20 protein-coding genes are annotated in these 21798 nt (G+C 72.6%); 4 read left to right on the forward strand and 16 right to left on the reverse strand.

Annotation, left to right across the window (positions count from 1 at the left end; genetic code table 11):
• The first annotated feature begins 41 nt into the window (after window positions 1-41).
• Complete coding sequence (locus ACGFI7_RS20415) at window positions 42-1013, forward strand: Lrp/AsnC family transcriptional regulator (protein WP_393406512.1); 972 nt, start codon at window positions 42-44, stop codon at window positions 1011-1013.
• 5 nt (window positions 1014-1018) lie between these two features.
• Here ACGFI7_RS20415 and ACGFI7_RS20420 read toward each other — a convergent pair whose 3' ends face one another.
• From ACGFI7_RS20420 to ACGFI7_RS20495, 16 genes are all read right to left on the reverse strand, one after another.
• Window positions 1019-1348, reverse strand: a complete 330-nt coding sequence (locus ACGFI7_RS20420; RefSeq protein WP_393406514.1) for a DUF3040 domain-containing protein — start codon at window positions 1346-1348, stop codon at window positions 1019-1021.
• Window positions 1349-1777: 429 nt separating this feature from the next.
• A complete protein-coding gene (locus ACGFI7_RS20425) occupies window positions 1778-3922 on the reverse strand; it encodes a hypothetical protein (protein ID WP_393406517.1) in 2145 nt (714 codons plus the stop codon).
• 90 nt (window positions 3923-4012) lie between these two features.
• Window positions 4013-4432: a hypothetical protein gene (locus ACGFI7_RS20430; RefSeq protein ID WP_393406519.1), complete on the reverse strand. Its 420-nt coding sequence runs from the start codon at window positions 4430-4432 to the stop codon at window positions 4013-4015.
• Window positions 4433-4569: 137 nt separating this feature from the next.
• On the reverse strand, window positions 4570-5124 hold the full coding sequence (locus ACGFI7_RS20435; protein WP_393406521.1) for a GNAT family N-acetyltransferase: 555 nt from the start codon (window positions 5122-5124) through the stop codon (window positions 4570-4572).
• Between the two features lie 35 nt (window positions 5125-5159).
• Window positions 5160-5951, reverse strand: coding sequence for an SDR family NAD(P)-dependent oxidoreductase (locus tag ACGFI7_RS20440; protein WP_393406524.1), 792 nt, complete (start codon window positions 5949-5951; stop codon window positions 5160-5162).
• Entirely contained in the window at window positions 5948-6979 is a 1032-nt protein-coding gene (locus ACGFI7_RS20445) for a phosphotransferase family protein (RefSeq protein ID WP_393406526.1), read from the reverse strand. The genes ACGFI7_RS20440 and ACGFI7_RS20445 overlap by 4 nt, the downstream gene beginning before the upstream one ends.
• Window positions 6976-8166: an acyl-CoA dehydrogenase family protein gene (locus ACGFI7_RS20450; RefSeq protein WP_393406528.1), complete on the reverse strand. Its 1191-nt coding sequence runs from the start codon at window positions 8164-8166 to the stop codon at window positions 6976-6978. The genes ACGFI7_RS20445 and ACGFI7_RS20450 overlap by 4 nt, the downstream gene beginning before the upstream one ends.
• Window positions 8167-8193: 27 nt before the next feature.
• Complete coding sequence (locus ACGFI7_RS20455; RefSeq protein ID WP_393406530.1) at window positions 8194-9750, reverse strand: acyl--CoA ligase family protein; 1557 nt, start codon at window positions 9748-9750, stop codon at window positions 8194-8196.
• An 8-nt stretch (window positions 9751-9758) separates the two neighbouring features.
• Complete coding sequence (locus ACGFI7_RS20460; protein WP_393406532.1) at window positions 9759-10418, reverse strand: HAD family hydrolase; 660 nt, start codon at window positions 10416-10418, stop codon at window positions 9759-9761.
• Window positions 10415-11350: a phosphotriesterase gene (locus ACGFI7_RS20465; protein ID WP_393406534.1), complete on the reverse strand. Its 936-nt coding sequence runs from the start codon at window positions 11348-11350 to the stop codon at window positions 10415-10417. Before ACGFI7_RS20465 ends, ACGFI7_RS20460 begins: the two co-directional genes overlap by 4 nt.
• 2 nt (window positions 11351-11352) lie before the next feature.
• Window positions 11353-12900: an FGGY-family carbohydrate kinase gene (locus tag ACGFI7_RS20470; protein WP_393406535.1), complete on the reverse strand. Its 1548-nt coding sequence runs from the start codon at window positions 12898-12900 to the stop codon at window positions 11353-11355.
• Window positions 12900-13964 (reverse strand): ABC transporter permease, encoded by a 1065-nt coding sequence (locus tag ACGFI7_RS20475; RefSeq protein WP_393406538.1) that lies wholly within the window; start codon window positions 13962-13964, stop codon window positions 12900-12902. Before ACGFI7_RS20475 ends, ACGFI7_RS20470 begins: the two co-directional genes overlap by 1 nt.
• Before the next feature lie 20 nt (window positions 13965-13984).
• A complete protein-coding gene (locus tag ACGFI7_RS20480) occupies window positions 13985-15577 on the reverse strand; it encodes a sugar ABC transporter ATP-binding protein (RefSeq protein ID WP_393406541.1) in 1593 nt (530 codons plus the stop codon).
• A 48-nt stretch (window positions 15578-15625) separates the two neighbouring features.
• The gene (locus ACGFI7_RS20485; protein ID WP_393406544.1) at window positions 15626-16633 is read right to left on the reverse strand and encodes a sugar ABC transporter substrate-binding protein; all 1008 of its coding nucleotides are present in this window, start codon (window positions 16631-16633) and stop codon (window positions 15626-15628) included.
• Window positions 16634-16782: 149 nt separating this feature from the next.
• Complete coding sequence (locus ACGFI7_RS20490; RefSeq protein WP_393406547.1) at window positions 16783-17868, reverse strand: SDR family oxidoreductase; 1086 nt, start codon at window positions 17866-17868, stop codon at window positions 16783-16785.
• Window positions 17865-18884, reverse strand: coding sequence for a zinc-binding dehydrogenase (locus ACGFI7_RS20495; protein ID WP_393406549.1), 1020 nt, complete (start codon window positions 18882-18884; stop codon window positions 17865-17867). Before ACGFI7_RS20495 ends, ACGFI7_RS20490 begins: the two co-directional genes overlap by 4 nt.
• A gap of 224 nt (window positions 18885-19108) precedes the next feature.
• Between ACGFI7_RS20495 and ACGFI7_RS20500 the strand changes: the two genes are divergently transcribed.
• The 3 genes from ACGFI7_RS20500 to ACGFI7_RS20510 are packed head-to-tail and all read left to right on the forward strand — an operon-like array spanning window position 19109 to window position 21790.
• Window positions 19109-19969 carry a transketolase gene (locus ACGFI7_RS20500; protein WP_393406551.1) on the forward strand — a complete coding sequence of 287 codons (861 nt, stop codon included), beginning with the start codon at window positions 19109-19111 and terminating at the stop codon, window positions 19967-19969.
• The gene (locus ACGFI7_RS20505) at window positions 19966-21012 is read left to right on the forward strand and encodes a transketolase family protein (RefSeq protein ID WP_393406553.1); all 1047 of its coding nucleotides are present in this window, start codon (window positions 19966-19968) and stop codon (window positions 21010-21012) included. Before ACGFI7_RS20500 ends, ACGFI7_RS20505 begins: the two co-directional genes overlap by 4 nt.
• The gene (locus tag ACGFI7_RS20510; RefSeq protein WP_393406556.1) at window positions 21002-21790 is read left to right on the forward strand and encodes an SDR family NAD(P)-dependent oxidoreductase; all 789 of its coding nucleotides are present in this window, start codon (window positions 21002-21004) and stop codon (window positions 21788-21790) included. The genes ACGFI7_RS20505 and ACGFI7_RS20510 overlap by 11 nt, the downstream gene beginning before the upstream one ends.
• The last annotated feature ends 8 nt before the right edge of the window (window positions 21791-21798 follow it).

Here is a 21798-nt window from a genome sequence, read left to right on the forward strand (position 1 = left end):
AAGCGACCGGCCTGCCGGTGTTCACCTACAGGAGAGACGCGGTGCCGCCCCGGACGCTCGACCCGCTGGACCTGAAGCTGCTGCAGGCGCTGGAGCTCGACGGGCGGGCGTCGTTCAGCCGGATCGCGCAGGTGCTGGGCGTCTCCGACCAGACCGTCGCGCGCCGGTTCAGGCGGCTGCGCACCACCGTGCGGCTGCGGATCACCGGCGTGACCGACGACAGCCGGCTGGGCCGTGACAGCTGGATCGCCCGGCTCCGCTGCACCCCCGACGTGGCGGTCCGGCTCGCCTCGGCGCTGGCCAGGCGTCCCGACACCCAGTACGTCGACCTGATCTCCGGCGGCACCGAGGTGCTCTGCGCGATGCGCCCGCGCAGCCGCAGGGAACGCGACGAACTGCTGCTGGAACGACTCCAGCGCACCCCGCGCATCATCGGGGTCAGCGCCCACTGCATCCTGCACTCCTTCTACGGCGGCCCGGTCGGGTGGCTGCGCAAGTCCAGCGGGCTGGACCCGGACCAGGAAGCCGCGCTGCGCCCGCCGGTCGCCGTCCCCGCCGCGGAGCCGGTCGTGCTGGACGACGTCGACGAGGCGATGCTGGCCACGCTGCGCCGCGACGGCCGCGCCACGCTCGCCGAGCTGCAGGCGGCCACCGGCCAGTCCGAGACGGTGGTCAGGCGGCGGCTGGAGCGGCTGCGTACCACGGGAGTGCTGTATCTCGCCGTCGAGTACGACCACGAGCCGCTGGGCCACGGGGTCGAGGCGATGTGCTGGCTGGCCGTCGCCCCGCACGCGCTGGCCGCGGTGGGGGAGGCGGTGGCGGGCCACCCCGAGGTGCGGTTCGCGGCGGCCATCACCGGCCGGGCCAACCTCGCCGTCTCGCTGCTCTGCCGCACCACCGCCGACCTCTACGCCTACCTGAGCGAGCGGATCGGGGCGCTCTCCGGCGTGCAGTCGATGGAGACCACGCTCGTCCTGCGCCGGGTCAAGGTCCTCACCTACGACCCCGGCTGACGCGCTCACCTCGTCGAGGTCGGCTCCGGGGCGCGCTCCTGGCCGGGCTGCTGCCGGTTCTGGCCGTGTTCGTTCTGGGACGTGCGGATCGGGGGCTCGCAGCGCCCGTCGCCGGTGCCGCGGCAGGCGTCCTCCGGCGTGGCCACGGTCATGACGACGCCGATCAGGAACACCACGTAGGCCACGATGGCCACCGTCCACCAGACGACCGCCGGCATCTCGCGCCGGCGCTCGGGCAGCGAGCCGGACAACAGGGCGTCGAGGTCGGGGTCGTCGAAGGCGAGCCGCTCCTCGATCTCGTCGAGTGCCTGACGTTCCTCACGGGAAAGACTCATGGCGGTCACGCGGCCCGCAGCCGCCCCCTCAGGTCGCAACGGGCCCACGGGCGCGTGGCCCGCGAGCACTCGGGCGTCGCGGCGATCTCCGGCCGCGGCGTCGCGAGCCGGCCGCCGGATCGTGCGCGAGGCATCGTCTTCGGCATGGCGCCTCCAGTGCCGCCCTGCACGTCTCTCTTGCAGTATGCAACGCGCTCCCGACCAGGGGAAAGGGCGGGGCGGCCCGGGCGCTCACCGGGGAGCCCGGAGGCGGCCGTGAGGAGGGCCCGGGAGCTGGCTGCCAGGTGCCCTTACGGGCGGGCCTGGTCCAATAGTTAGGAGGAAGCCCTCGGATGGCCTCACGGCCGGGGTGCGAGGAAAGCGGGAAAGCTGGTTTTCAATGGAAGATTGAGAAGGAAGCCCTCCCATGGCCTCGCGATCCCCACCGTATCAGGCGGGGATCAGCTCGTGCAGGGTCGCGGGAGTGATCACCCGGCTCCCCGTGGGCAGGCCGTCCGGCGCCGCGAGCCCGAGATAGGTGGTGCCCCCGGCCGGGGTGCTCCTGGCGCGCAGCCGGTCGGCCAGGTAGGCGACCGTCAGATACTCGCGTTCGACGATCGAGCGCACCAGCAGCGAGGTGCTCACCCGGTTGCCCTCCACCTGGTTGAAGTTCGGTCGTCCCTTCAGGTAGAGGTGAAGCCACTTCACCCGCCACCCGCCGTCGCGGTCACGCAGGAAGGCCAGCGGCAGCGCGACCCGCCCGGAGCCGCGCAGATCCGACTTCATCCGTACGGTGCGCGGCTCGAACGGGCGGCCCTTCTGCTTGGCCGTCCTGGTCATGTAGCCGAAGAACGCCTCGGCGGCCTCGTCGAACGGCTCCCCGGAGTACACGTTGACCTGCGGGATGATGATCGACCGGGTGGCGGCGGCGAGCCGGAGGTCGATGAACTCCGACGCGCCCTGCGGCGCCTCCGTGAGGTCGCCGGAGTACGTGGCGAAGCTGTTGGTGTAGTTGGTCCACGACACCTGCTCCGGACTGCCGTACGCGTCGTCCAGCATGAGGGCGGACAGGTCGTAGTCGGTGCGCCGCTCGGCCTGGCGCCAGTGGACGAAGAACCGCAGCACCTCGCCGTCCACCGAGGAGAGTGAGCCGCGGGGCAGCATGCCGAGGCCGGGCGCGGCGGCCTTGCCCGACAGCGGCAGGGCGACGTCCAGCACGTCGGGATCGACGATCAGCTCCCCGAGGTCGGGGAGGCGGCGGGTGATCTCCTCGTCCAGGAGCGCCAGCGCGCTGGACAGCACCTCGCGCTCGAGCGGCGGGCGCGCGTCGGGCGTCGTCCAGGCCCGGCCGTGCCGGTTGACGAAGACCCGGCCGGGGCCGGGGGACAGGCGGTTCTGCAGATGCTCGCGCAGCGACAGCAACACCCGGCCGGACGCCCCGGCCACAGCCTGCCCCGCCGCCCCCAGCACCCCGGCCGCATCCGCCGGATCCGACGGGGTGTCCAGCGGGTCCGGCGGGGCGAGGCGGAGGAGGTGGTCCAGGCGGCGGAGGAGGGCGCCGGGGGCGTGGGCGAGGAGGGTGACGGCGTCGCCGGCGCGGCCATCCGACAGCGCGGCCTCCACCCGGCTGTCGAGGCTCCGGGCCTCGCGCGTACCCCTGGCCACCTCGAAGACCTGGGCGGCGCGCGGGAGCCCTGGATACTCGTGCGGGTGCAGCCGCTCGCCGAGGCGCTTCCACTGCTCGCGGTGGCGCGGCACGTCGCCGAGCTTGGCGGGGGTGGCCACCGCGTCCAGCGCCCGCAGGAGCGCGCGGCGCTCGGCGCGGCGGAGGGACCGGAACCGGGTCGGGGTGGCCAGCGTGACGTCGCCGCCGGAGAGGCCGCAGGCGAGCCGGAGCACGTCGGTCACCGTGTCCACGAGCAGCGGCCGGCCGGCGGCCAGCCGGGCCTCGTTGAGCACGGCGCGGTTCTCCCGCACCGGGATGCGCTCCGGCTCGTCGGCGCAGTGCGCGGCCAGCAGGCGCAGCGCCGCCAGGTCCTCCTCGGCCAGCGGGATCTCCGAGCCGGCCAGCGACCGGAACAGCGCCCCGGCCTCCGACTCCAGGTCCTCGCCGAGTTCCAGCACGGTGACCCGGTCGCCGGCCAGCGGGATCAGCTCGGCGTGCGCGGCCAGCAGGTCGGTGTAGGCGTGCTGGTAGCGGCCGTAGCCGGGCAGGGTGAGCAGGTTGAGCGTCTCCGGCCGGGTGCGCTCGACGGCCACCGGGTCGAGCAGCGCCTGGCGGAGCAGCCCGGCCCAGAACTCCAGGGTGTCGGGCACGTTCCTGGGGAAGTCGATGAAGTAGGCGTTGTGCTGGACGTGGTCGCCGACCAGGGTTCTGACCGCGGCGAGGACCCGCACCCCGAGGTCGAGCACGGTCTCGCCGGGCAGCGCGGACAGCCGTCCGAGCAGCGCGGGAGAGCAGGTGAAGCCGACGGTCAGCAGCGCCGCGTCGAGCTGACGCGCGGCCGCCTCCCCCCAGCCGGGGGCGGTGGCCGCGGGGTCGCCGATGGGGACGCGCAGCCGACGGGCGATGACGAGGGCCTCTAAGTCGCTCACGCCTGCACTTTATCGGCGGAGTGATCCACTTTCGTGGGGTTTTCGTGTCACCCGCCGACGGCCCTGCGGCCGCCGGCGGGTGTCGCGTGCCTAGCGCAGGACGACACAGGTGCGGCCCTTGGGACGCCAGCCGGATCCGGCCTTCTCCCACCCCTGGGCGCAGATCCGCGCCCCGGCCACGTAGTCGTCCACCCCGCTCCAGATCGCCGCCTGGGGCGGCGAGTGGTCCGGCCGCTGGATCGTCGCCCGGCCCTCACGGTGCAGGTCGATGTGCCCGGTCCAGGCGCCGGTGCGGCCGTCGTGGTACGCCTCGGCGTAGGTGACGCGCAGCCCCTCGTTCACCACTTTCAGGCATACGCCCGGAATGTCGGTCCGGTTGCTGCACGACTGGTGGTCGGCGTGCGCGGCCTGGGCGCCGCCGAGCAGCCCCGACAGGAGCGCCGCTCCCGCGAGAAGCCCCTTGGCCGCGGAGCCGCCCATGCGCTGTGCGGTGCGTGTGCGGATGTTCATCTCTGGATTCCTCCCTCGGCGATCCGGCGGTCGTTCCGCCGGCGTGGCAGGAATCAGCGAAGCCCGTCGGCCGAGGTGTCCAACAGGGCTGCGGACAGGCTCGAACGGAAAGGATCCACTCCCGGACGGCGCGCGGCTCAGGCGGACCGGGCCGCCCGCCACTCGGGGGCGAGCACCGACCAGATCTCCATGTCGTACCGCCGGCCGCGATAGAGGAAGCTCTCGCGCAGCACGCCGTCCCTGGTCATCCCGAGCCGCCGCGCGACGGCGATGCTGGGCTCGTTCTCCGACGCGACCACCCACTCCACCCGGTGGATGCCGCGCTCCTCGACGGCCCAGTCGATGATCGTCCGCACCGCCCTGGTCACCAGGCCCCGGCCGGCCGCCGAGGGCTCCAGCCAGCAGCCGGCCTCGGCGCTGGCGTTGGGGATGTCCATCGTCCTGAACATGACGCCGCCGACCAGCTTGCCGCCGGTCCAGATGCCGTAGATCCGCCCGGTGTCCGCCGTGGCCTTGTCCGCGTACGTCCGCAGGAACGAGCGGCTGGACTCCAGGTCGGTGACCCGGTCGGGGAGGCCGACGTACTGCCCGATGAACTCCCGCCCCCGCTCCATGTGGCTGAGGAACTCCTCGGCGTGCCACGGCTCCAGCGGCCGTAGTTCCGCGCCGTCACCAAGGGAAACTGCGAACATTCCGCCCTCCATAGCTGGATAACGGACGAATCTTCTCATGCCCGGTGAAGCTGTCCCCCTGGCCTGGTGATCACCAGTTCGGACACGACGGCCCTGGGGGAGAGCCGTGTCAGACTCATCGCCAGCTCGGCCACGTCCGCCGTGCGGATCATGTCATCGGGGCCGATCCGGTCGTGCACCCACGCGGACATGTCGGTGTCGACGTAACCGGGGCAGATCGCGGTGGCCGTGATGCCGTCGGCGGACAGTTCGGCGTTCAGCGACCGGCACAGCGAGATGAGGGCCGCCTTCGACGCCCCGTACGCGGCCAGGCCGGGCTCGGGGAAGACCCCGGTGAGCGACGACAACATGATGATCTTCACGCCCTGGTCCGGCCGCGTCGCCGCGGTCGCCCTGAGCGTCGGCAGCAGCGCCTGCACCAGCGTGTACGGGGCCCGCACGTTGACCGCGAACTGCTTGTCGAACCGGTGCAGGGGTGCGGTGTCCACCGGCCCGGCCGTGCCGACCCCGGCCGCGACCACCAGCACGTCCAGCCGCCCGTAGGCGTCGGCGTGCGCCCCGGCGAGCCGCCGCACGTCGTCCTCGGCCGCCATGTCGGCGGGCTCGGCGCGTACGGCGGCCCCGAGCGCGGCGAGCCGTTCACCCGCGGCGGCGAGCGCGTCGCCGCCGCGGGCGCAGATGGTCAGGTCGTGCCCGGCGGCGGCGAGGCGCTCGGCGATGGCGAGGCCGATGCCCCGGGAGGCGCCGGTCACCAGCGCCGCGGGCCTGGCAGCCGGAACCGCCGGAGTCGCCGGGGTGGTCGGGGTCGTCGGGGTCGTCGGGGTCATGGGAGAACGCTCTCCTTCAGCGCGCGCAGCCCGGCCGCGGCCAGGAGCGGGACCGCCTCGCCCACCGTGTCGAACCCGCGTCCGACCGTGAGCCCGTTCCGATGCCGGGCATGGATGCCCTCGGCGATCACCGCGATCTTGAAGTAGCCCAGCCCCAGATAGAACGGGAGCCGCCCCAGATCGCGCCCGGACGCCGCCGCGTACCGCTCCGCGAGGTCACCGGCGCCGGGCAGCCGGTCGCTGACCGAGGCCGCCGAGCCGCCCAGCACCGGCTCGAACGCCGGGTCACGGTAGACCAGGTGCAGGCCGAGGTCGGCGAGCGGGTCGCCGATCGTGGCCATCTCCCAGTCGACCAGCGCCCGCACGGTGCCCAGGTTTCTGGGGTCGAGGATGGCGTTGTCCAGCCGGAAGTCACCGTGCACGATCGCGGCGCCGCTCTCGGCGGGGACGGACGCGGCCAGCCGGGCGTGCAGGGTCTCGATGTCGTCGAGGTCCCGCGTCATCACCCGCCGCCACTGGTCGTGCCAGCGCCGGACCTGCCGGGCCAGGAACCCCTCGGGCCGGCCGAAGTCCCCCAGACCCACCTCCGCGTACGGGACGGCGTGCAGGTCGGCGAGCACGTCGACCAGCCGGTAGGCGCAGGTGGCCAGCTCGGCCGCGTCATGGTCGTCGAGGTCCTCGCGGGTCCTGACCACTTCCCCCGGCACGTACTCGACCAGGGAGAAGGAGCAGCCCAGCACCGACTCGTCGGTGCACAGCGCCACCGGCGCGGCGACCGGCACCCCGGTGCCGTGCAGGGCCTCGACCACGCGGTACTCGCGGGCCATGTCGTGGGCCGACGGGGTGAGGCCGCCGAGCGGCGGCCGGCGCAGCACCCAGGCGTGCCTGCCGTCGGTGATCAGGTAGGTGAGGTTGGACCGGCCGCCGTGCACGAGTTCGGCGGTGAGCGGGCCGGCCGCTCCCGGCACGTGCCCGTGCACGTACCGCTCCAGGCGGGCCAGGTCGAGACCTTCCACGGCGGTGGTCATGCCTGGGCGTTCCGGCGCAGCGCGCGGCGGGCGATGGCCCACCGGTGGGTCTCCGACGGGCCGTCGTAGATGCGGAACGGCCGCACCTCACGCAGGAACCGGCCCAGCAGGATGTCACCGGAGATGCCGAGGGACCCGCAGATCTGCACCGCCCGGTCCACCACCCGCCACACCGCCTCGGCCGTGAACGTCTTGGCGATCGAGGTGGACTGCGCGCCCGAGCGGCCCTGGTCCAGCTCCCAGCACGCCTGCAGCGTCAGCGCCCGCGCCGCCGCGATGTCGATCTCCGAGTCGGCGATCATCCCCTGCACCATGCCCAGGTCGCCCAGCCGGGACCCGAAGAGCCGCCGCTCGTCGGCCCGCGACAGCGCGATGTGCTGCGCCCGCCTGGCGATGCCCAGCCAGCGCATGCAGTGGGTCATCCGCGCCGGGCCGAGACGCACCTGCGCGTAGGCGTACCCCTCGTCCACCTCGCCGAGCACCGCCTCGTCCGGCACCACGCAGTCGTCGAACACCATCTCGCAGTGTCCGCCGTACAGGCTCTCGTCCAGCGTGTCGATGTGCCGGACCACCTTCATGCCCGGGTTGTCCGCCTCGACCAGGAACATCGTCGCCCCGCCCCGGTCACCCGGCTCGCCGCTGGTGCGGGCCATGCAGATGGCGAACGCGGCCCCGTCGGCGCCGGTGATGAACCACTTGCGGCCGTCGATCCGCCAGCCGCCGGAGACCTTGGTGGCGCGGGTGGTCAGCGCGGCCGGGTCGGAGCCCGCGCCGGGCGCCGGCTCGGTCATCGCGAAGCACGAACGCACCTCGCCCGTGGCCAGCGGCCGCAGGTAGCGCTCCTTCTGGGCGTCGCTCGCCACGGCTTCCAGCAAGTGCATGTTGCCCTCGTCCGGCGCCGCGACGTTGAGTGCGAGCGGCCCGAACAGCGACCAGCCCGCCTCCTCGAAGACCGCCGCCCGGCCGCGCATGTCCAGGCCGTGCCCGCCGTACTCGGGTGAGACGTGCGGCGCGAACAGCCCGGCCTGCCTGGCCGCGGCCTGCAACCGCAGCCGCAGCTCCTCCCCGCCCGCGGCGGCGACCCCGCCGTGCCGCTCCTCCTCGGGCACGACCACCTCGCGGACGAACCGCGCCGTCCGCTCCGCGAGATCCACGACCCGGGGGTCGTGCGACAGCTCAATGGACACGTGATCCACCTTTCGGCATGACTGAACTCACAGACGCTCCCCGCTCGCGCGGAGGACGTTCTTCTGGATCTTTCCCGTCGACGTCTTGGGCAGCTCCCCGAAGATCACTTTCCGGGGCGCCTTGAAGCGGGCGATCCGCTCGCGCACGTACGCCACGATGTCGTCCTCGCTCACCGGGCCCGCCTCCGGCCTGAGCGCGACGAAGGCGACCGGCACCTGCCCCCACTTCTCGTCGGGCACGCCGACGACGGCCGACTCCAGCACGTCCGGGTGACCGTCGAGGACCCGCTCCACCTCGACGGAGGCGATGTTCTCGCCGCCGGAGATGATGATGTCCTTCGACCGGTCGCGGATCTCCAGATAGCCGTCGGGGTGCCGGACGGCCAGGTCGCCGGTGCGCAGCCAGCCGCCGGCGTCCACCTCGGCGGTGGCTCGCTCGTCGCGGTAGTAGCCGAGCATCGCGTCGTTGCCCCGGACCACGATCTCGCCCACGGTCTCGCCGTCGGCCGGCACGTCCGCGCCGGACCCGTCCAGGACGCGGACCCGCTCCGCGATCACGTTGCCGACGCCCTGGCGGGCCTTCAGCTCGGCCTGCTCGCGGGCGGGCAGCGCGTCCCACTGCGGCTGCCACTGGTTGACGGCCACCGGCCCGAACGTCTCGGTGAGCCCGTACAGGTGGGTGACCTCCATGCGCAGTCCGGCCATGCGGGCGAGCAGGGTGGGGGTCGGCGGCGCGCCGCCCGTCTGCACCCGCACGGTGTGCGCGAGCGGCTCTCCGGCCCGCGCCTCGGGCGCGTTGGCGATCATGGTCAGTACAGTCGGCGCGGCGCTGAAGTGGGAGACGTCCTCCTCGCGCAGCAGCCGCCAGATCTCGGCCGGGTCGACGGCCCGCAGGCAGACGTGGGTGCCGCCGGCCGCCGTGACGGCCCAGGTGAAGCACCAGCCGTCGCAGTGGAACATCGGCAGCGTCCACAGGTAGGCGCTGGCGGGGCCGAGCCCGGCGTGGAACGCCATGGCCAGCGTCTGCAGGTAGGCGCCCCGGTGGTGGTACATGACCCCCTTGGGCAGGCCGGTCGTGCCGCTGGTGTAGTTGATCGCCAGCAGCCCGCGCTCGTCCTCGCAGGCCACGGGCCTGGGCTCGGCGGCGGCGAGCAGCCGTTCGTACGCGTCCTCCGGGCCGTCCGCCACCACGAGCCGGACCCCGGTCGCCGCGGCGACCTCGCGGGCCCGTACGGCCAGCTCGGCCGTCGCGACCAGGACGCGCGCGCCGGAGTGCTCGACGATGTGGGCCAGCTCCCCGGCGGACAGCCGGATGTTGAGCGGCACCAGCACCGCGCCGCGCATCGGCACCCCGTTGTGCAGCTCCAGCATCACGTGGCTGTTGACGCAGAGCGCCGCCACCCGGTCGCCGGGCCCGACGCCGAGGTCCGCCAGCGCCCCGGTGAGCCGCCGCGCCCGATCGAGGAACTCCCCGTACGTGAACCGCCTGGTCCCGTCGATCACCGCGATCCGGTCGCGGAAGACGGTCCCGGACCGTTCCAGGAAGGCGGACGGCGTGAGGGGGGTGAACGTGAACGGTGCCATGGCTCTCCTCACCGGCGGCCGGGCAGGAGCCCGGCCAGATCACCCGGGGCGGCGGCGACCGCCAGCGCGGGCCGGGCCGCCGAGAGCTCCTCCGGGTAGTAGCCCCAGCCCGCGCCGACGAACCCGGTGCCGGCCGCGACGGCCGCCTCGGCGTCGTGCGGGCCGTCGCCCACGTAGGCGCAGTCGCCGGCCGCCCATCCCGCGCGGCGCAGGCCGTGCAGGATCGGCTCGGGCGACGGCTTGCGCTCGACGGTGTCCTCGGTGGTGACCACCACGTCGAACAGCGGCAGCAGGTCACGGGCGCCGTGCACGGTGCGCAGGTCGTGCTCGGTCCGCACCCGGCCCTTGTTCGTCACGATGCCGAGCCGCAGCCCCTGCCCGCGCAGCGCGTCGAGCATGTCGGCCGCGCCCGGGTAGAGGGTGACCTTCCGGTGCCCCTCCTCCAGGTAGTGGCGCTCGTACCGGGACTCGCACTCGGCGGCGCGCTCGCCCGCGACCTCCGCCATCACCTCGCGCATCCGCCAGCGCATCATCCGGCCGAGACCGAGCGCCAGCAGGGACTCCCAGCCGCCGGGCAGGGGCGCGAGCGCCGCCCGGTAGCAGTCCAGGATCGCGGGACGGGAGTCGACGAGCGTGCCGTCGAGGTCGAAGAGCACGGCCCGGGTCATCGGGCGACCTCCCTGAAGGCGAGGAACCTGGCGGGGTTGGCCACGAGGGTCAGCTCGGCCAGCTCGTCGCCCAGGGCCTTCCTGATGGCGTCGAGGCAGGCGCCGAGTCCGGGCGAGCCGCCGTAGGCCCGCTGGTAGGAGCCGCGGCCGAGATCGCCGGAGACCATCACCCGGGTGTGGCCGGCGTCCACGAGCCGCCGGACCATCGCGGCCCGGTCGGCGTCGTGGCCGTACTTGTCCTTGGTCCACTGGTCGAGGCCGAGCCAGGCGCCGCGGCGGGCCAGTGAGACGAGGTAGTCGGCTTCGAGGTTGCGGTCGAGGTGGCCGACGCACACCTGCCCCAGGTCGAGCCCGGCGGCCTCGAAGACGTCGAGCTGCTGGTGGCCGAGCCGGCCCGCCTGGGTGTGGGTCAGGATCGGCGCCCCGGTCTCCTTGGCGGCGAGTGCCGCCGCTGTGAGGACCTTGCGCTCCACGTCCCACAGCTCCTCGGTGGAGCAGGTGCCGGCCTTGATGGCGCCGGCCCGGGTGTTCTCCGGGCCGAACCCGGTCACGATGTCGCCGACGAAGCCCGCGGCCAGCTCCTCGCTCGTCCGCCTGGACGTGCCGGCCGGGTAGTAGATGCCCTTCTGCAGACCGGTGCTCTGGACGATGCGGGCACCGGTGGCCCTGGCGGCGGCCAGTGCGGCGGTGACGTCGCGGCCGTAGTCGGCCGTGGTGAGCTCGACCAGTCCGCCGCCGCCGGCCGCGACGAGGTCGGCGACCTCGGCCTCGGCGCCCGCCGGCGTGCCGAACTCCAGGTCGGGGTCCTGGTGGACGGCGTAGGCCGGCGGCGCCGTGAGCAGGTGCTCGTGGATGAGCATCGCTCCCAGGGTGTCCGGCGACACGTCGCCGAGCACCGTGCGGACCAGCCCGGCCGGTTCTGCGGTGTACACGATCAGTCCTCTCCTTGGGTGCCTGCGCGGCCGAAGCCGGCGAACAGCTCGCGGGCGGCCGCCTGGGCGCGGAGGAAGCGGTCGAACGCCTCCCGGTGCGGCTCCGCCAGGGCGGGGTCGGGCTCGACCCGGCCCACGGTGCGGACCATCTCCGACACCGCGGTCTCCAGGTCCTTCCAGATGCCGACGTTCACCGACGCGAGGATGGCGACGCCGAGCGCGGCCGACTCGCTGGTCGTCACCAGTTCCACCGGCACCTGGAGTGCGTTGCTGAAGGTCTGCCGCCACACCCGGCTGCGCGCGCCGCCGCCGGTCAGCCTGAGCAGGCTCAGGTCGTCGCTCTGCCGCCGGTAGCAGTCCATCGCGGCGTACACCTGGCCCTCGTAGACGGCGCGCAGGATGTCGCCCCGGGTCGAGCTGTGCTCCAGGCCGAGCATCACCCCGCGTACGTTGCCGTCCTTGAAGGGCGCCTGCACCCCGGCGGGGGAGAGGTACGGCAGGAACGTGAGCCCGTGGCCGGCCTCCTCCGACGCCAGCGCCTCGGCCTCGACGGCGGCGAAGTCGGAGTCGCCGCCGGTCGTGAGGTCGCGGCAGAACGTGCGCACGGCCCAGTCGAACGTGCCCGCCCCCGCGGTGTGGGCCAGGCAGCGGATCCAGTGCTCGCCGTCGGGCGACGGGTACACCCAGCCGACCCCGCGCAGGTCGTCGTCCAGGTATCTGGTGACCAGCTGGTTCAGCCAGCTCGTGCCCAGGACCGAGACGGCCTGGCCGGGCATGACGACACCGGTGCCGAGCATGGCGGAGATGGCGTCGCCCAGCCCGTTGGCGACCGGCGTGCCCTCGGGGATGCCGGTGGCAAGGGACGCCTCCCGGGTGACCGTGCCGATGATCTCCCCGGACGGGCGCACCTCGGGCGCCCGGGAGAGGAACGCCTCCGCCCCGACCAGCTCCATGAGCCGCGGCGAGATGCGGCCGGTGGCGATGTCGCCGGGCATCAGGGACACGTCGGTCGGGTCGGTGACGATCCGCCCGGTCAGGAACGACTGGACGTAGTCCTTGGCGCAGGCGAAGTAACGGGTCCTGGCGATCACCTCCGGCTCGTGCCTGGCCAGGTGCCCGAGGAGGAGCATCGTCATGCCGGGCAGCGCGCTGGTGGCCGAGATGTCGAGGTACTCCTCGTACGGCGGGCTCGCCTCGAAAGCCGTCAGCATGTCCAGCGTGCGCGCGTCCGGCCAGGCGATCGCGTTGCGCACCGGCCGGCCCGCCTCGTCGAGCAGCCAGGCGCCGGTCATGTGGCCGGACACGCTCACCGCGGCGATGTCGGCGGCGCGGCCGGGCAGCGCGGCGACGGCCTCGGCCACCGCGTCCATCGTGCTGCGCAGACTGACCTGCGGATCTTCCTCGTGCCAGCCCCGGCGAGGGCTGAGCGCCTGGATGAAGCGGGCCGCGCGGGCCAGCTCGTTGCCGGTCTCGTCGAAGACGGCCGCCTTGGTGACGGTCGTCCCCTTGTCGATGCCGACGATCAGCCTGCGTCCTGCGGGAACGCTCATCAGTGGCCCACTCTCCTTCCGGACACCATCCGCCGGGCGCTGGTGCTCATGCCGACGGCCGCGATGAGCAGCAGACCCTGGAAGATGAACTGCGCGGACGTCGACACGCCGTGGATGGCCATGCCGTTGAAGCCGACGGCCACGGTGACCACGCCGATGACGGTGCCGACGACGTGGAACTCGCCGTCGCGCAGGCAGGCGGAGCCGAGGAAGGCCGCCGCGAACGACGACAGCAGGTAGCCCTGGCCGCCCGCGATCTGCCCGCTGCCGACGTTCGCCGTGATCAGCACGCCGCCGGCGGCGGCCAGCACGCCGCACATCACGAACGCGAAGATGACCACCCGGTGCACCCGGATGCCGCTCAGCTCGGCGGCGGTCCTGTTGCCGCCGACGGCCTGCCACTCCAGGCCGAGCGAGGTGCGGTTGAGCACCAGCCAGAGCACCCCGGCGATCACGAAGAGGATGACGATCGGCCACGGGATCGGGCCGAGCTTGCCCAGGTAGACCTGGATCAGGTCCATGCCGGATGCGTCCAGGCTCTGCGGCACGCCGGCGGTGACGATGTAGGTGGCGCCCATGACGACGCTGCCTATGCCCAGTGTCCCGACCAGCGCGTTGACCCCGAGCTTGGTCACGATCAGGCCGTTGACCAGGCCGATCAGCGCCCCCACGGCGAGCACCAGCCCGATGGCGCCGAGCTTGCCCCCGGCCGAGCCCGCGTACAGGCCCGCGGTGAGCACCCCGGCGAGGCTGGCCGTGTAGCCGATGCTCAGGTCGAACTCGCCCACGACCAGCACCACCGTGAGCCCGAGCGCGATCACGACCGAGATCGTCGACTGCAGGAGGATGTTCTGGAAGTTGGTGAACGACAGGAAGCGGCTGCCGTCCAGGAAGGAGAAGACGAGCACGAGCAGGACGAGGACGAGCAGCGTGCCGTAACGGCCGAGGAACTTGACGGCCTTCAGCGTCAACGAGCTCGCGCCCGCCGCCTGCTCAGCCTGATGCGGGCCGGGTGGCGGGACGGCTGCCTGCCCTCCGGCCGCTGTGTGACGCACGGTGTTCATGGACTCTCCTGGTTGGTCTTCTATGCCTGCTCGCCGGCGGCGTCGGCGCGCAGGAAGCAGAGGCGGGTCAGCTCGTCCTCGTCGAACCCGTCGTGGTTGTCGAACTGCACCGTGGCGCGGCCCTCGACCATGACCACGATGCGGTCGCAGTACTCCAGCTCGGCCAGCTCGGAGGAGACGTAGACGACGCCGACGCCCTGGTCGGCGAGGCCGCGCACCATCTGCTGGAAGTCGTAGCGCGCCCCGACGTCCACGCCGCGGGTGGGCTCGTCCAGCAGGAGCAGGCGCAGGCCGTCGACGGTCGCCCGGCCGAGCACCACCTTCTGCTGGTTGCCGCCGCTGAGCGACATGATCGAGTCGTTCAGCGAGCCCGCTTTGAGCCGCAGCGACTCGGCGAGCCGCTGAGCGGACTCCCGGTAGCGGGACCGCCTGCTCACCATGCCTCCCGGCCCGGCGCCCAGCGTGCGCAGCCGGGAGCTGGAGAAGTTGAAGACGATGTCCCGCTGGGTGAAGATCGCCTGGGCCAGGCGTTCCTCCGGCACCAGGACGACGCCCTGCTTCAGCGCTCTGGCCGGGTCGCGGGGCTGGTAGGCCTGGCCGTCGAGGCGGAGCTCGCCGGAGACGATCCGGCGGAGCCCGACCAGCGACTCCAGCACCTCGGTCCGGCCGGCGCCGACGAGGCCCGCGATGCCGACGATCTCGCCGGGGTTCACCTCGAACGAGACGTCCGCCACCCGGCTCTGCAACTGCAGGCCGCGGACCGAGAGCAGCGGCCCGTCGGGGCTCGCGCTCTTCCTGACCTGGGCGGCCGGGGCCGTCGTGGTGCGTTCGGCGCGGCGCCGGTCACCGCCCGCGTCGTGGGCGATGAGGTCGGCGAGCGCGTGCTCGTCGACGCCCTCGATCGGGCCGTCGTGCACCCGCTGGCCGTTGCGCAGCACGGTGATGGCGTCGCAGAGCCGGCTGACCTCGCCCAGCCGGTGGCTCACGAAGATGACGCCCGCGCCGGCCTCGACGCGGCGGCGGATGATGGAGAACAGCCCGCTCACCTCCTTCGGGCCGAGCGAGGCGGTCGGCTCGTCGAGGATGAGCAGGCGCCCGTCGCCGACCAGCGTCTTGGCCAGCGCCACGGTCGCCTGATGGGCGGGGGACAGGTCCCGCATGACGGCGTCCAGCGAGAGGTCCAGCCCCCATTCGGCGAACAGTTCCTCGTACGCGCGCTCGCGGTCCTTGGCGCCGGCCAGCTCGGGGTGGAGGTAGCGGCCGAGGTGGAGGTTCTGCCGCACGGAGAGCGCCGGGACGATGGCGAGCTCCTGGTGGGCCAGGCGCACGCCGGCCGCCGCCGCCTCGCGGATGTTCGCCGGGCGGAACGGAGTGCCGCCCAGCTCGAAGGCGCCCTCGTCCGGCCTGGCGAGGCCGGCGAGGATCTTGACCAGGGTGGACTTCCCGGCGCCGTTGGCGCCGAGCAGCCCGTGCACCTCGCCGCGCTGGACGGTGAGGTCGGCCCCACGCAGGGCCTGGACGAGGCCGTAGTTCTTCACCGCGCCCCGCACCGACAGCAGGGGCGCCGGATCGTTTCCTGCCGCCCGCGCGGCCGCGTGCTCTGTCGCCTTCACGTGTGACTCGCCTCCCTCGTCAGGCCTTGGTGTGGTGGTTCCTGTCCGTCAGTCGAGGAGACCCGGGTTCTCCTGGAGCGTCTGCTCGATGTTGTCCTTGGTCAGCAGGACGCTCGGCGCGGTCACGTCCTTGACCTGCCACGATCCGGCGGAGTCACGCCAGTCCTGGATCATCTCCACGATCTGCTCGCCGGCCTTGTCGACCTGGATCCACAGCACGCCGGTCGCGTAGCCGTCCTGGATGGCCTGGATCGCGGGCTTCGAGATGTCCCAGGTGTAGAGCGTGTAGGGGCCGCGGCCGGCCTGCTTCTCGGCGGACACGGCGCCGATGGCGGCCTCGGAGAAGCACGGCCAGATCACGAACTCCGTCTGCCCGTCGTCAGGGTGCGCCTGCAGCCAGGCGGAGGTGGCCTCCTGCGCCGACTGCTCGCCGCCGGGGATCTTCACTTCCTGGCGGGTGACGTTGACGTTGGACAGCCCTTCGAGCTTGGCGTCGAGGTCCTCGGCCCTGGACCGGCACGGGGCGCCGGGGGTGTAGCGCAGCTGGAGGAGCTCCACCTTCGGCTTGTCCTTGACCGCCTCGACGACCTTGTCGTTGACGTTGGCCGCGGCCACGAGCTCGACCGCGCCCGCCTCCCCGCCGCCGGCCAGCCCGCCCGCGGTCGAGAAGACCGGGATGTCGGCGGCCTTCGCGGCGGCGAGGCCGGCGGACAGCTGGTCGGGGGTGTAGGTCTGCACGATGATGGCGTTGACGCCGCTCTGCACGAGGTTCTGCATCGCGGAGATGGCCTTGGCGGGGTCGCCGTCGGAGTTGATCTCCGTGGCCTCCCAGCCGATCTCCTTCATCTTCTTCTGGGCGGCGGTGCGCTCGTTGAGCGCCGTGATCTGCGTCGCGTCCAGGGCGACGATGCCCACCTTGAAAGGCTCGCCCTCGGCGGGCGCGCCCGACTGGTCGGCGGCGGGGGTGGAGCCGCACGCGGCCACCACGGCCGCCAGGGCGCCCACGGCGGCGATCGAGCGGATCCTGCTGAACCGACGGGTCGACTGAGCGATCACGTCTTCTCCTGTCTCATGGAGTCGTACGAAGAGATGGCGTCGCATCCGATCCCGACGTAGCGCTGGGCGGGACGTGGACCGTTTGCTAGAGGTGTTTGTCCAACTCAGTGGACACATGACATCAGAGTGAGAATCGGATTTCAAGGGTGTTACATCGGCAAGATATGGCGTTTGCGCAGGTGAGCGAGCCAATGGCGGAAGGAGTCCTCGGTGTCCACGCAGTCGTGGAACCCCGCCTGACGCAGCTTGACCGTGCTCAGGAACTTCGGCGGCATCGGCTCTGACGACCCGTACGCGAAGCACTTGTCCGCGTAGTGATGGGACTCGCCGAGTAAGGCCGGCAAAGGAGTCGGGCGCAGCCTGTGTTCACGGACGATCTCCGCCCAGACCTGTTCGTGCCGGGGCAGGAAGTCCGCGAGCGACCGGGGCAGGTCGTCCGCCGGCTCCACGCCGAGCTCGTCCGCGAGGGCGGGCCACAGGTCGCGCCACTCGAAGACGTCGCCGTTCGTGATGTTGAAGGTCTCTCCCCAGGCGGCGGGCGACGAGCGGGCCCATGACAGGGCCGAGGCCACGATGCGCGCGTCGACCGCCTCCCACACGTACGACCGCCCGCCGGGGAAGCCGAAGGGGAGGCCCAGCCGCGCGCACAGCGCCGCGTAGACGCCGATCACGGGGACCACGTTCATCGCCGAACCGGTGGCGCCGCCGACCAGCATCTGCGGGCGGAAGATCGTGATCTCGAAGCCGTGCAGGGCGGCGGCCTGCCGGAGGTGGTCCTCCTGCAGCCAGTAGAAGTTCGGGTGCGGGTCGCGCGGCTCCCGCTCGCGGGACGGGATCCTGCGGGGCGGGTGGACGTGGCCGCCGTACGCCTTGGCGCCCTGCATGAGGCTCACGTGGCGCAGGGCCGGCCGGGGCGCCTGGACGAGCGCTTCGACGAGGTTCGTGAGCATGGCCAGGTTGGTCCGCATCTGATCCTCTTGCAGCCAACCGGCCATGAGCCCCGGCTTCTCGAACAGCGCCGCGTAGACGACGTGCGTCACGTCCGGCAGCCGCCCGAGGACGTCCCGGCACGCGGCGGCGTCCGTCAGGTCGACGGCGACGTGCCGGAGCCGGGGGTGGGGGTCGACGTCGGGGGGCCGCCGCGACAGGGCGACCACGTCGGTCCCGTCGGCCAGGAGGCGTTCGACGGCGGCCTGCCCGATGACGCCCGAGGCGCCCGCCACGAGCGTGGTCATGCCGGGTCCCCCGCCGTGATCAGGGTCTTCATCAGGCCCGCGGGCCCGTCGCCGAAGACGCGCGCGGGCGCCTCGCGGAGCGGCACCACGTCGCTGACCAGCGCTTCCAAGGGCAGCCCCGCGGTCCCCATGAAGCTGACGGCGCGGGCCATGTGGTCGCCGGTGTAGACGCGGGAGCCCACCAGCCGCTGCTCCTTGAACATCACCTGGGACATGGGCACCCGGGCCGGCCTGTCGGTGAGCGCGCCCACGAGGACGGTGCCCCGGGGCCTGGTGACCTCGACCGCTGCCGCGTACGAGGAGTCGGCGCCCGACACCTCGAAGCTCACGTCCACCCCGCCGGGCGCGCGGCGCGCGCACCAGGAGGCCACGTCGGCCGCGAGCGGGTCGGTGACGGTCATGCCGAGCTCCGCCAGCAGAGCGCGCCGGTCCGCGCGCGGCTCGGCGACCAGCACCGCGGCGGCGCCGGACAGCCGGGCCACCAGGCCCAGGAGCGCGCCGATGGGGCCGCCGCCGAAGATCATGACGACGTCGCCGACCGTCACGCCGGCGCGGGAGACCATGTGGACCGCCACCGAGAGCGGCTCGGCGAGCGCGGCGACGCGGGGCGGGACGCCGTCCGGCAGCCGGTGCAGACGGTCGGCCGCGACCACGACGCGGCTCGCCGCTCCGCCGTCGCGGTCGATGCCGTACAGCCCGAGCGTCTCGCAGATGTGCCGGTGTCCCCGGCGGCAGGTGCGGCAGGCGCCGCAGCTGATGAGCGGCTCGACCGCGACCGGGTCGCCCTGACGGAGCCCGGCCAGGGCCAGATCCCCGCCGACGGCGCGGCCGGCCATCTCGTGGCCGATCACCACCCCCGGCCGGACACGGGCCAGGCCGCCGCGGACCAGGAGGTGGTCGGTGCCGCAGACGCCGACGTGGCCGGTCTCCACGACGACCTCGCCCGGGCCAGGCTCGGGCTCGGGCACGTCGCGGATCTCGACCGCGCCGGGACCGGCGTAGACCAGCGCCTCCATGGTGTTCCCTCCGTGAGTCGGGGCGATGACGAGAGCGTTGCAACCAGAACGTGTTATGTCAATGAGTAGGACACACATTCGCTGAATGAGACGTACTCGTTGTCTTCTCTCACTTCTTGAGAGTATGTGTCATTGACTGAGTCTTGGTCATCGTTCATAGTGGGACCAGGCAGCTCTGGATGGCTACGCCGATGGTCTGACCTCATGGAAAAGGAATCGACTGCATGCCCGCAAGTGAAGGCGCCTCCCTCACGACCTCATCGGAGGTGGTCGAGCGGATCCGCGAGCGCGCCCAGTTCGTCCGGCTTGAGACCGTCCGCCTGATCTCGATCGCGAAGACGGGTCACTATTCGTCGACGTTCTCGTGCGCGGAGATCCTCGCGACCCTCTACTACGGGGTGCTGCGCCTGCGGCGCGGAGATCCTGACTGGATGGACCGCGACCGCTTCGTCATGGGCAAGGGCCACGCCGCCGTCGGGCTCTACCCGATCCTGGCCGACCACGGGTTCTTCGACCCCGAGCTGCTCGACGGTTACACGCGCCTCGGCAACCCGCTCGGCGACCACCCCGACATGACCAAGGTGCCCGGCTGCGACTTCAGCTCCGGCTCGCTGGGCCACAACCTCTCCGTCGGCCTCGGCATGGCGCTCGGCGCCCGCATGACCGGGCGTGACTTCAACGTCTACGCCCTGCTCGGCGACGGCGAGCTGCACGAGGGCCAGATCTGGGAGGCCGCCGCGGCGGCCGGCCACTACGGCGTCGGCAACCTGGTCGCGATCGTCGACCGCAACGGCTACTGCCTCGACGGCAAGGTCGACGACATCATCACGATCGAGCCGCTTGCCGACCGCTGGCGGGCCTTCGGCTGGGACGTCGTGGAGGTCGACGGCCACGACGTGCCGGCGCTGCTCGACACCCTGCTGCGCATCCGCGACGGCGCGCCCGCCAAGCCCACGGCCGTCATCGCGCACACCGTCAAGGGCAAGGGCGTGGGCTTCATGGAACGTGACTTCGGCTGGCATCTGGGCTGGCTCGCCGAGCAGGACGAGGCCGCGGTCATCCGGGAACTGAAGGACGAGAAGTGAACCTGAACACCGACAGCCTCGTCCCCCGCGGGGCCGACGGGCAGCCGCTCGCGGAGGGCTCCTGGCACATCCCCAGCATGCTGCTCAAGTCGCCGGGGCTGCTCGCGCTCGGAGAGCAGCTGGGCGCCCTGGTCGACGACGGCGAGCCGGTCGTCGTGCTCACCCCCGACCTGTCGTACTCCAACGGACTGTGGGCCTTCCGCGAGCGCCATCCCGACCGCTACCTGCAGCTGGGCGTGAGCGAGCAGAACTCGGTGTCCGTCGCCGCCGGCCTGGCCACCACCGGCCTGCGGCCGTACGTCACCGGCTTCGCCTCCTTCCTGGCGCTGCTGTGCTGCGAGCAGATCCGCACCGACATCGCCTACACCCAGCAGCCGGTCCGGCTCATCGGCCACCACTCGGGCATCACCTTCGGCTTCTACGGCACCTCGCACCACGCGACCGAGGACATCGCGATCATGCGTTCGATCGCGAACATGACGGTCGTCGCGCCGGCCGACCACGTGGCGATGGGCGCCCTGCTGAAGGCGTACGCCGACCACCCGCTGCCCGTCTACTTCCGGATGGGCCGCGGTCGCGAGCCGCTCGTGTACGAGCCGGGCGACGAGCGGATCCGGCCGGGGCGGGCGATCGTGCACGGCACCGGCGACGACCTCACCATCATCGCCACCGGCACGACCGTGCATCCGTCGCTGGTGGCGGCGCAGGAGCTGCGCGCCGAGGGCCACAGCGTGGGCGTGATCGACCTGCACACGATCAAACCGCTGGACGTGGCCGCCATCCGGGCCGCCGCCGGGCAGTCACGCGCGCTGATGACGGTCGAGGAGCACAACGTCCACGGCGGGCTCGGCGGCGCGGTCGCCGAGACGCTCACCGACCACGGGATCGGCGTGCCCCTGCTGCGCCACGGCATCCGCGACGAGTACGCCCTCATCGGCCCGCCGACCCATCTCTACCGCCACTACCGCCTGGACGGGCCCGGCATCGCCGAAGAGGCCCGCCTGTTCCTGAAGTCGGGAAGGATCGCCGCCGATGTCCGCTGACCGACCCGTCGCGCTCGTCACGGGCGCCGCCCGGGGGCTGGGCGCCGCCATCGCGGCCAAGCTCGCCGCCGACGGCTTCGACCTGGTGATCGCCGACCTGAACGGCGAAGGCGCCGCGGCCGCGGCCGACGCGGTGGCCGGGGCGGGAGGCGTGGCCGTCGGGCTGCGCGCCGACGTCACCGACGACGACAGCGTCGAGCGGTTGCTGGAGGAGGTGCGCTCCCGCTTCGGGCGGCTGGACGCGCTGATCAACAACGCCGGCGTGATCACGCGGGCGGCGGCCGAGGGCTTCCCGACCGAGAGCTTCATGAGGGAGCTCGACGTCCACCTCGGCGGCGCGATGCGCTGCTCCCGCGCCGCTTTCCCGCTGCTGGAGCGCAGCCCCCGGGCCGCGATCGTCAACCTGGCCTCCGTGGGGTCGACCTTCGGCCTGCCGCTGCGGCTCGCGTACACCACGGCCAAGACCGGCGTCTCGGGGCTCACCCGGGTGCTGGCGGTGGAGTGGGGCGGGCGCGGCATCCGGGTCAACGCGGTGGCGCCGGGTTACATGGACACCGACATGTTCCGCTCCGGGCTGGTCACGGGCGTCCTCGACGAGGAGATCCTGCTGCGGCGCACGCCTCTGGGCAGGTTCGGCAGGCCGGAGGAGGTGGCCGACGCCGTGGCCTTCCTGGTCTCCCCCCAGGCGGCGTTCGTGACCGGAGTGGTGCTGCCCGTCGACGGCGGCATCACGGTCGACGGGACCTTCCATCGAGAGGGCACGTTTCCCGATCATTGATCCGACTA

Origin of the sequence: Nonomuraea sp. NPDC048826 (assembly GCF_043198225.1) — a bacterium.
Classification (GTDB): domain Bacteria; phylum Actinomycetota; class Actinomycetes; order Streptosporangiales; family Streptosporangiaceae; genus Nonomuraea.

Bases quoted from the DNA above. Each gene is read 5' to 3' on its own strand.
- ACGFI7_RS20420 (WP_393406514.1), bottom strand. From the start codon at position 1,348: ATGAGTCTTTCCCGTGAGGAACGTCAGGCACTCGACGAGATCGAGGAG.
- ACGFI7_RS20475 (WP_393406538.1), bottom strand. From the start codon at position 13,964: ATGAACACCGTGCGTCACACAGCGGCCGGAGGGCAGGCAGCCGTCCCG.
- ACGFI7_RS20445 (WP_393406526.1), bottom strand. From the start codon at position 6,979: ATGACCACCGCCGTGGAAGGTCTCGACCTGGCCCGCCTGGAGCGGTAC.
- ACGFI7_RS20430 (WP_393406519.1), bottom strand. From the start codon at position 4,432: ATGAACATCCGCACACGCACCGCACAGCGCATGGGCGGCTCCGCGGCC.
- ACGFI7_RS20510 (WP_393406556.1), top strand. From the start codon at position 21,002: ATGTCCGCTGACCGACCCGTCGCGCTCGTCACGGGCGCCGCCCGGGGG.
- ACGFI7_RS20470 (WP_393406535.1), bottom strand. From the start codon at position 12,900: ATGAGCGTTCCCGCAGGACGCAGGCTGATCGTCGGCATCGACAAGGGG.
- ACGFI7_RS20495 (WP_393406549.1), bottom strand. From the start codon at position 18,884: ATGGAGGCGCTGGTCTACGCCGGTCCCGGCGCGGTCGAGATCCGCGAC.
- ACGFI7_RS20440 (WP_393406524.1), bottom strand. From the start codon at position 5,951: ATGACCCCGACGACCCCGACGACCCCGACCACCCCGGCGACTCCGGCG.
- ACGFI7_RS20435 (WP_393406521.1), bottom strand. From the start codon at position 5,124: ATGTTCGCAGTTTCCCTTGGTGACGGCGCGGAACTACGGCCGCTGGAG.
- ACGFI7_RS20455 (WP_393406530.1), bottom strand. From the start codon at position 9,750: ATGGCACCGTTCACGTTCACCCCCCTCACGCCGTCCGCCTTCCTGGAA.
- ACGFI7_RS20490 (WP_393406547.1), bottom strand. From the start codon at position 17,868: ATGACCACGCTCGTGGCGGGCGCCTCGGGCGTCATCGGGCAGGCCGCC.
- ACGFI7_RS20500 (WP_393406551.1), top strand. From the start codon at position 19,109: ATGCCCGCAAGTGAAGGCGCCTCCCTCACGACCTCATCGGAGGTGGTC.
- ACGFI7_RS20460 (WP_393406532.1), bottom strand. From the start codon at position 10,418: ATGACCCGGGCCGTGCTCTTCGACCTCGACGGCACGCTCGTCGACTCC.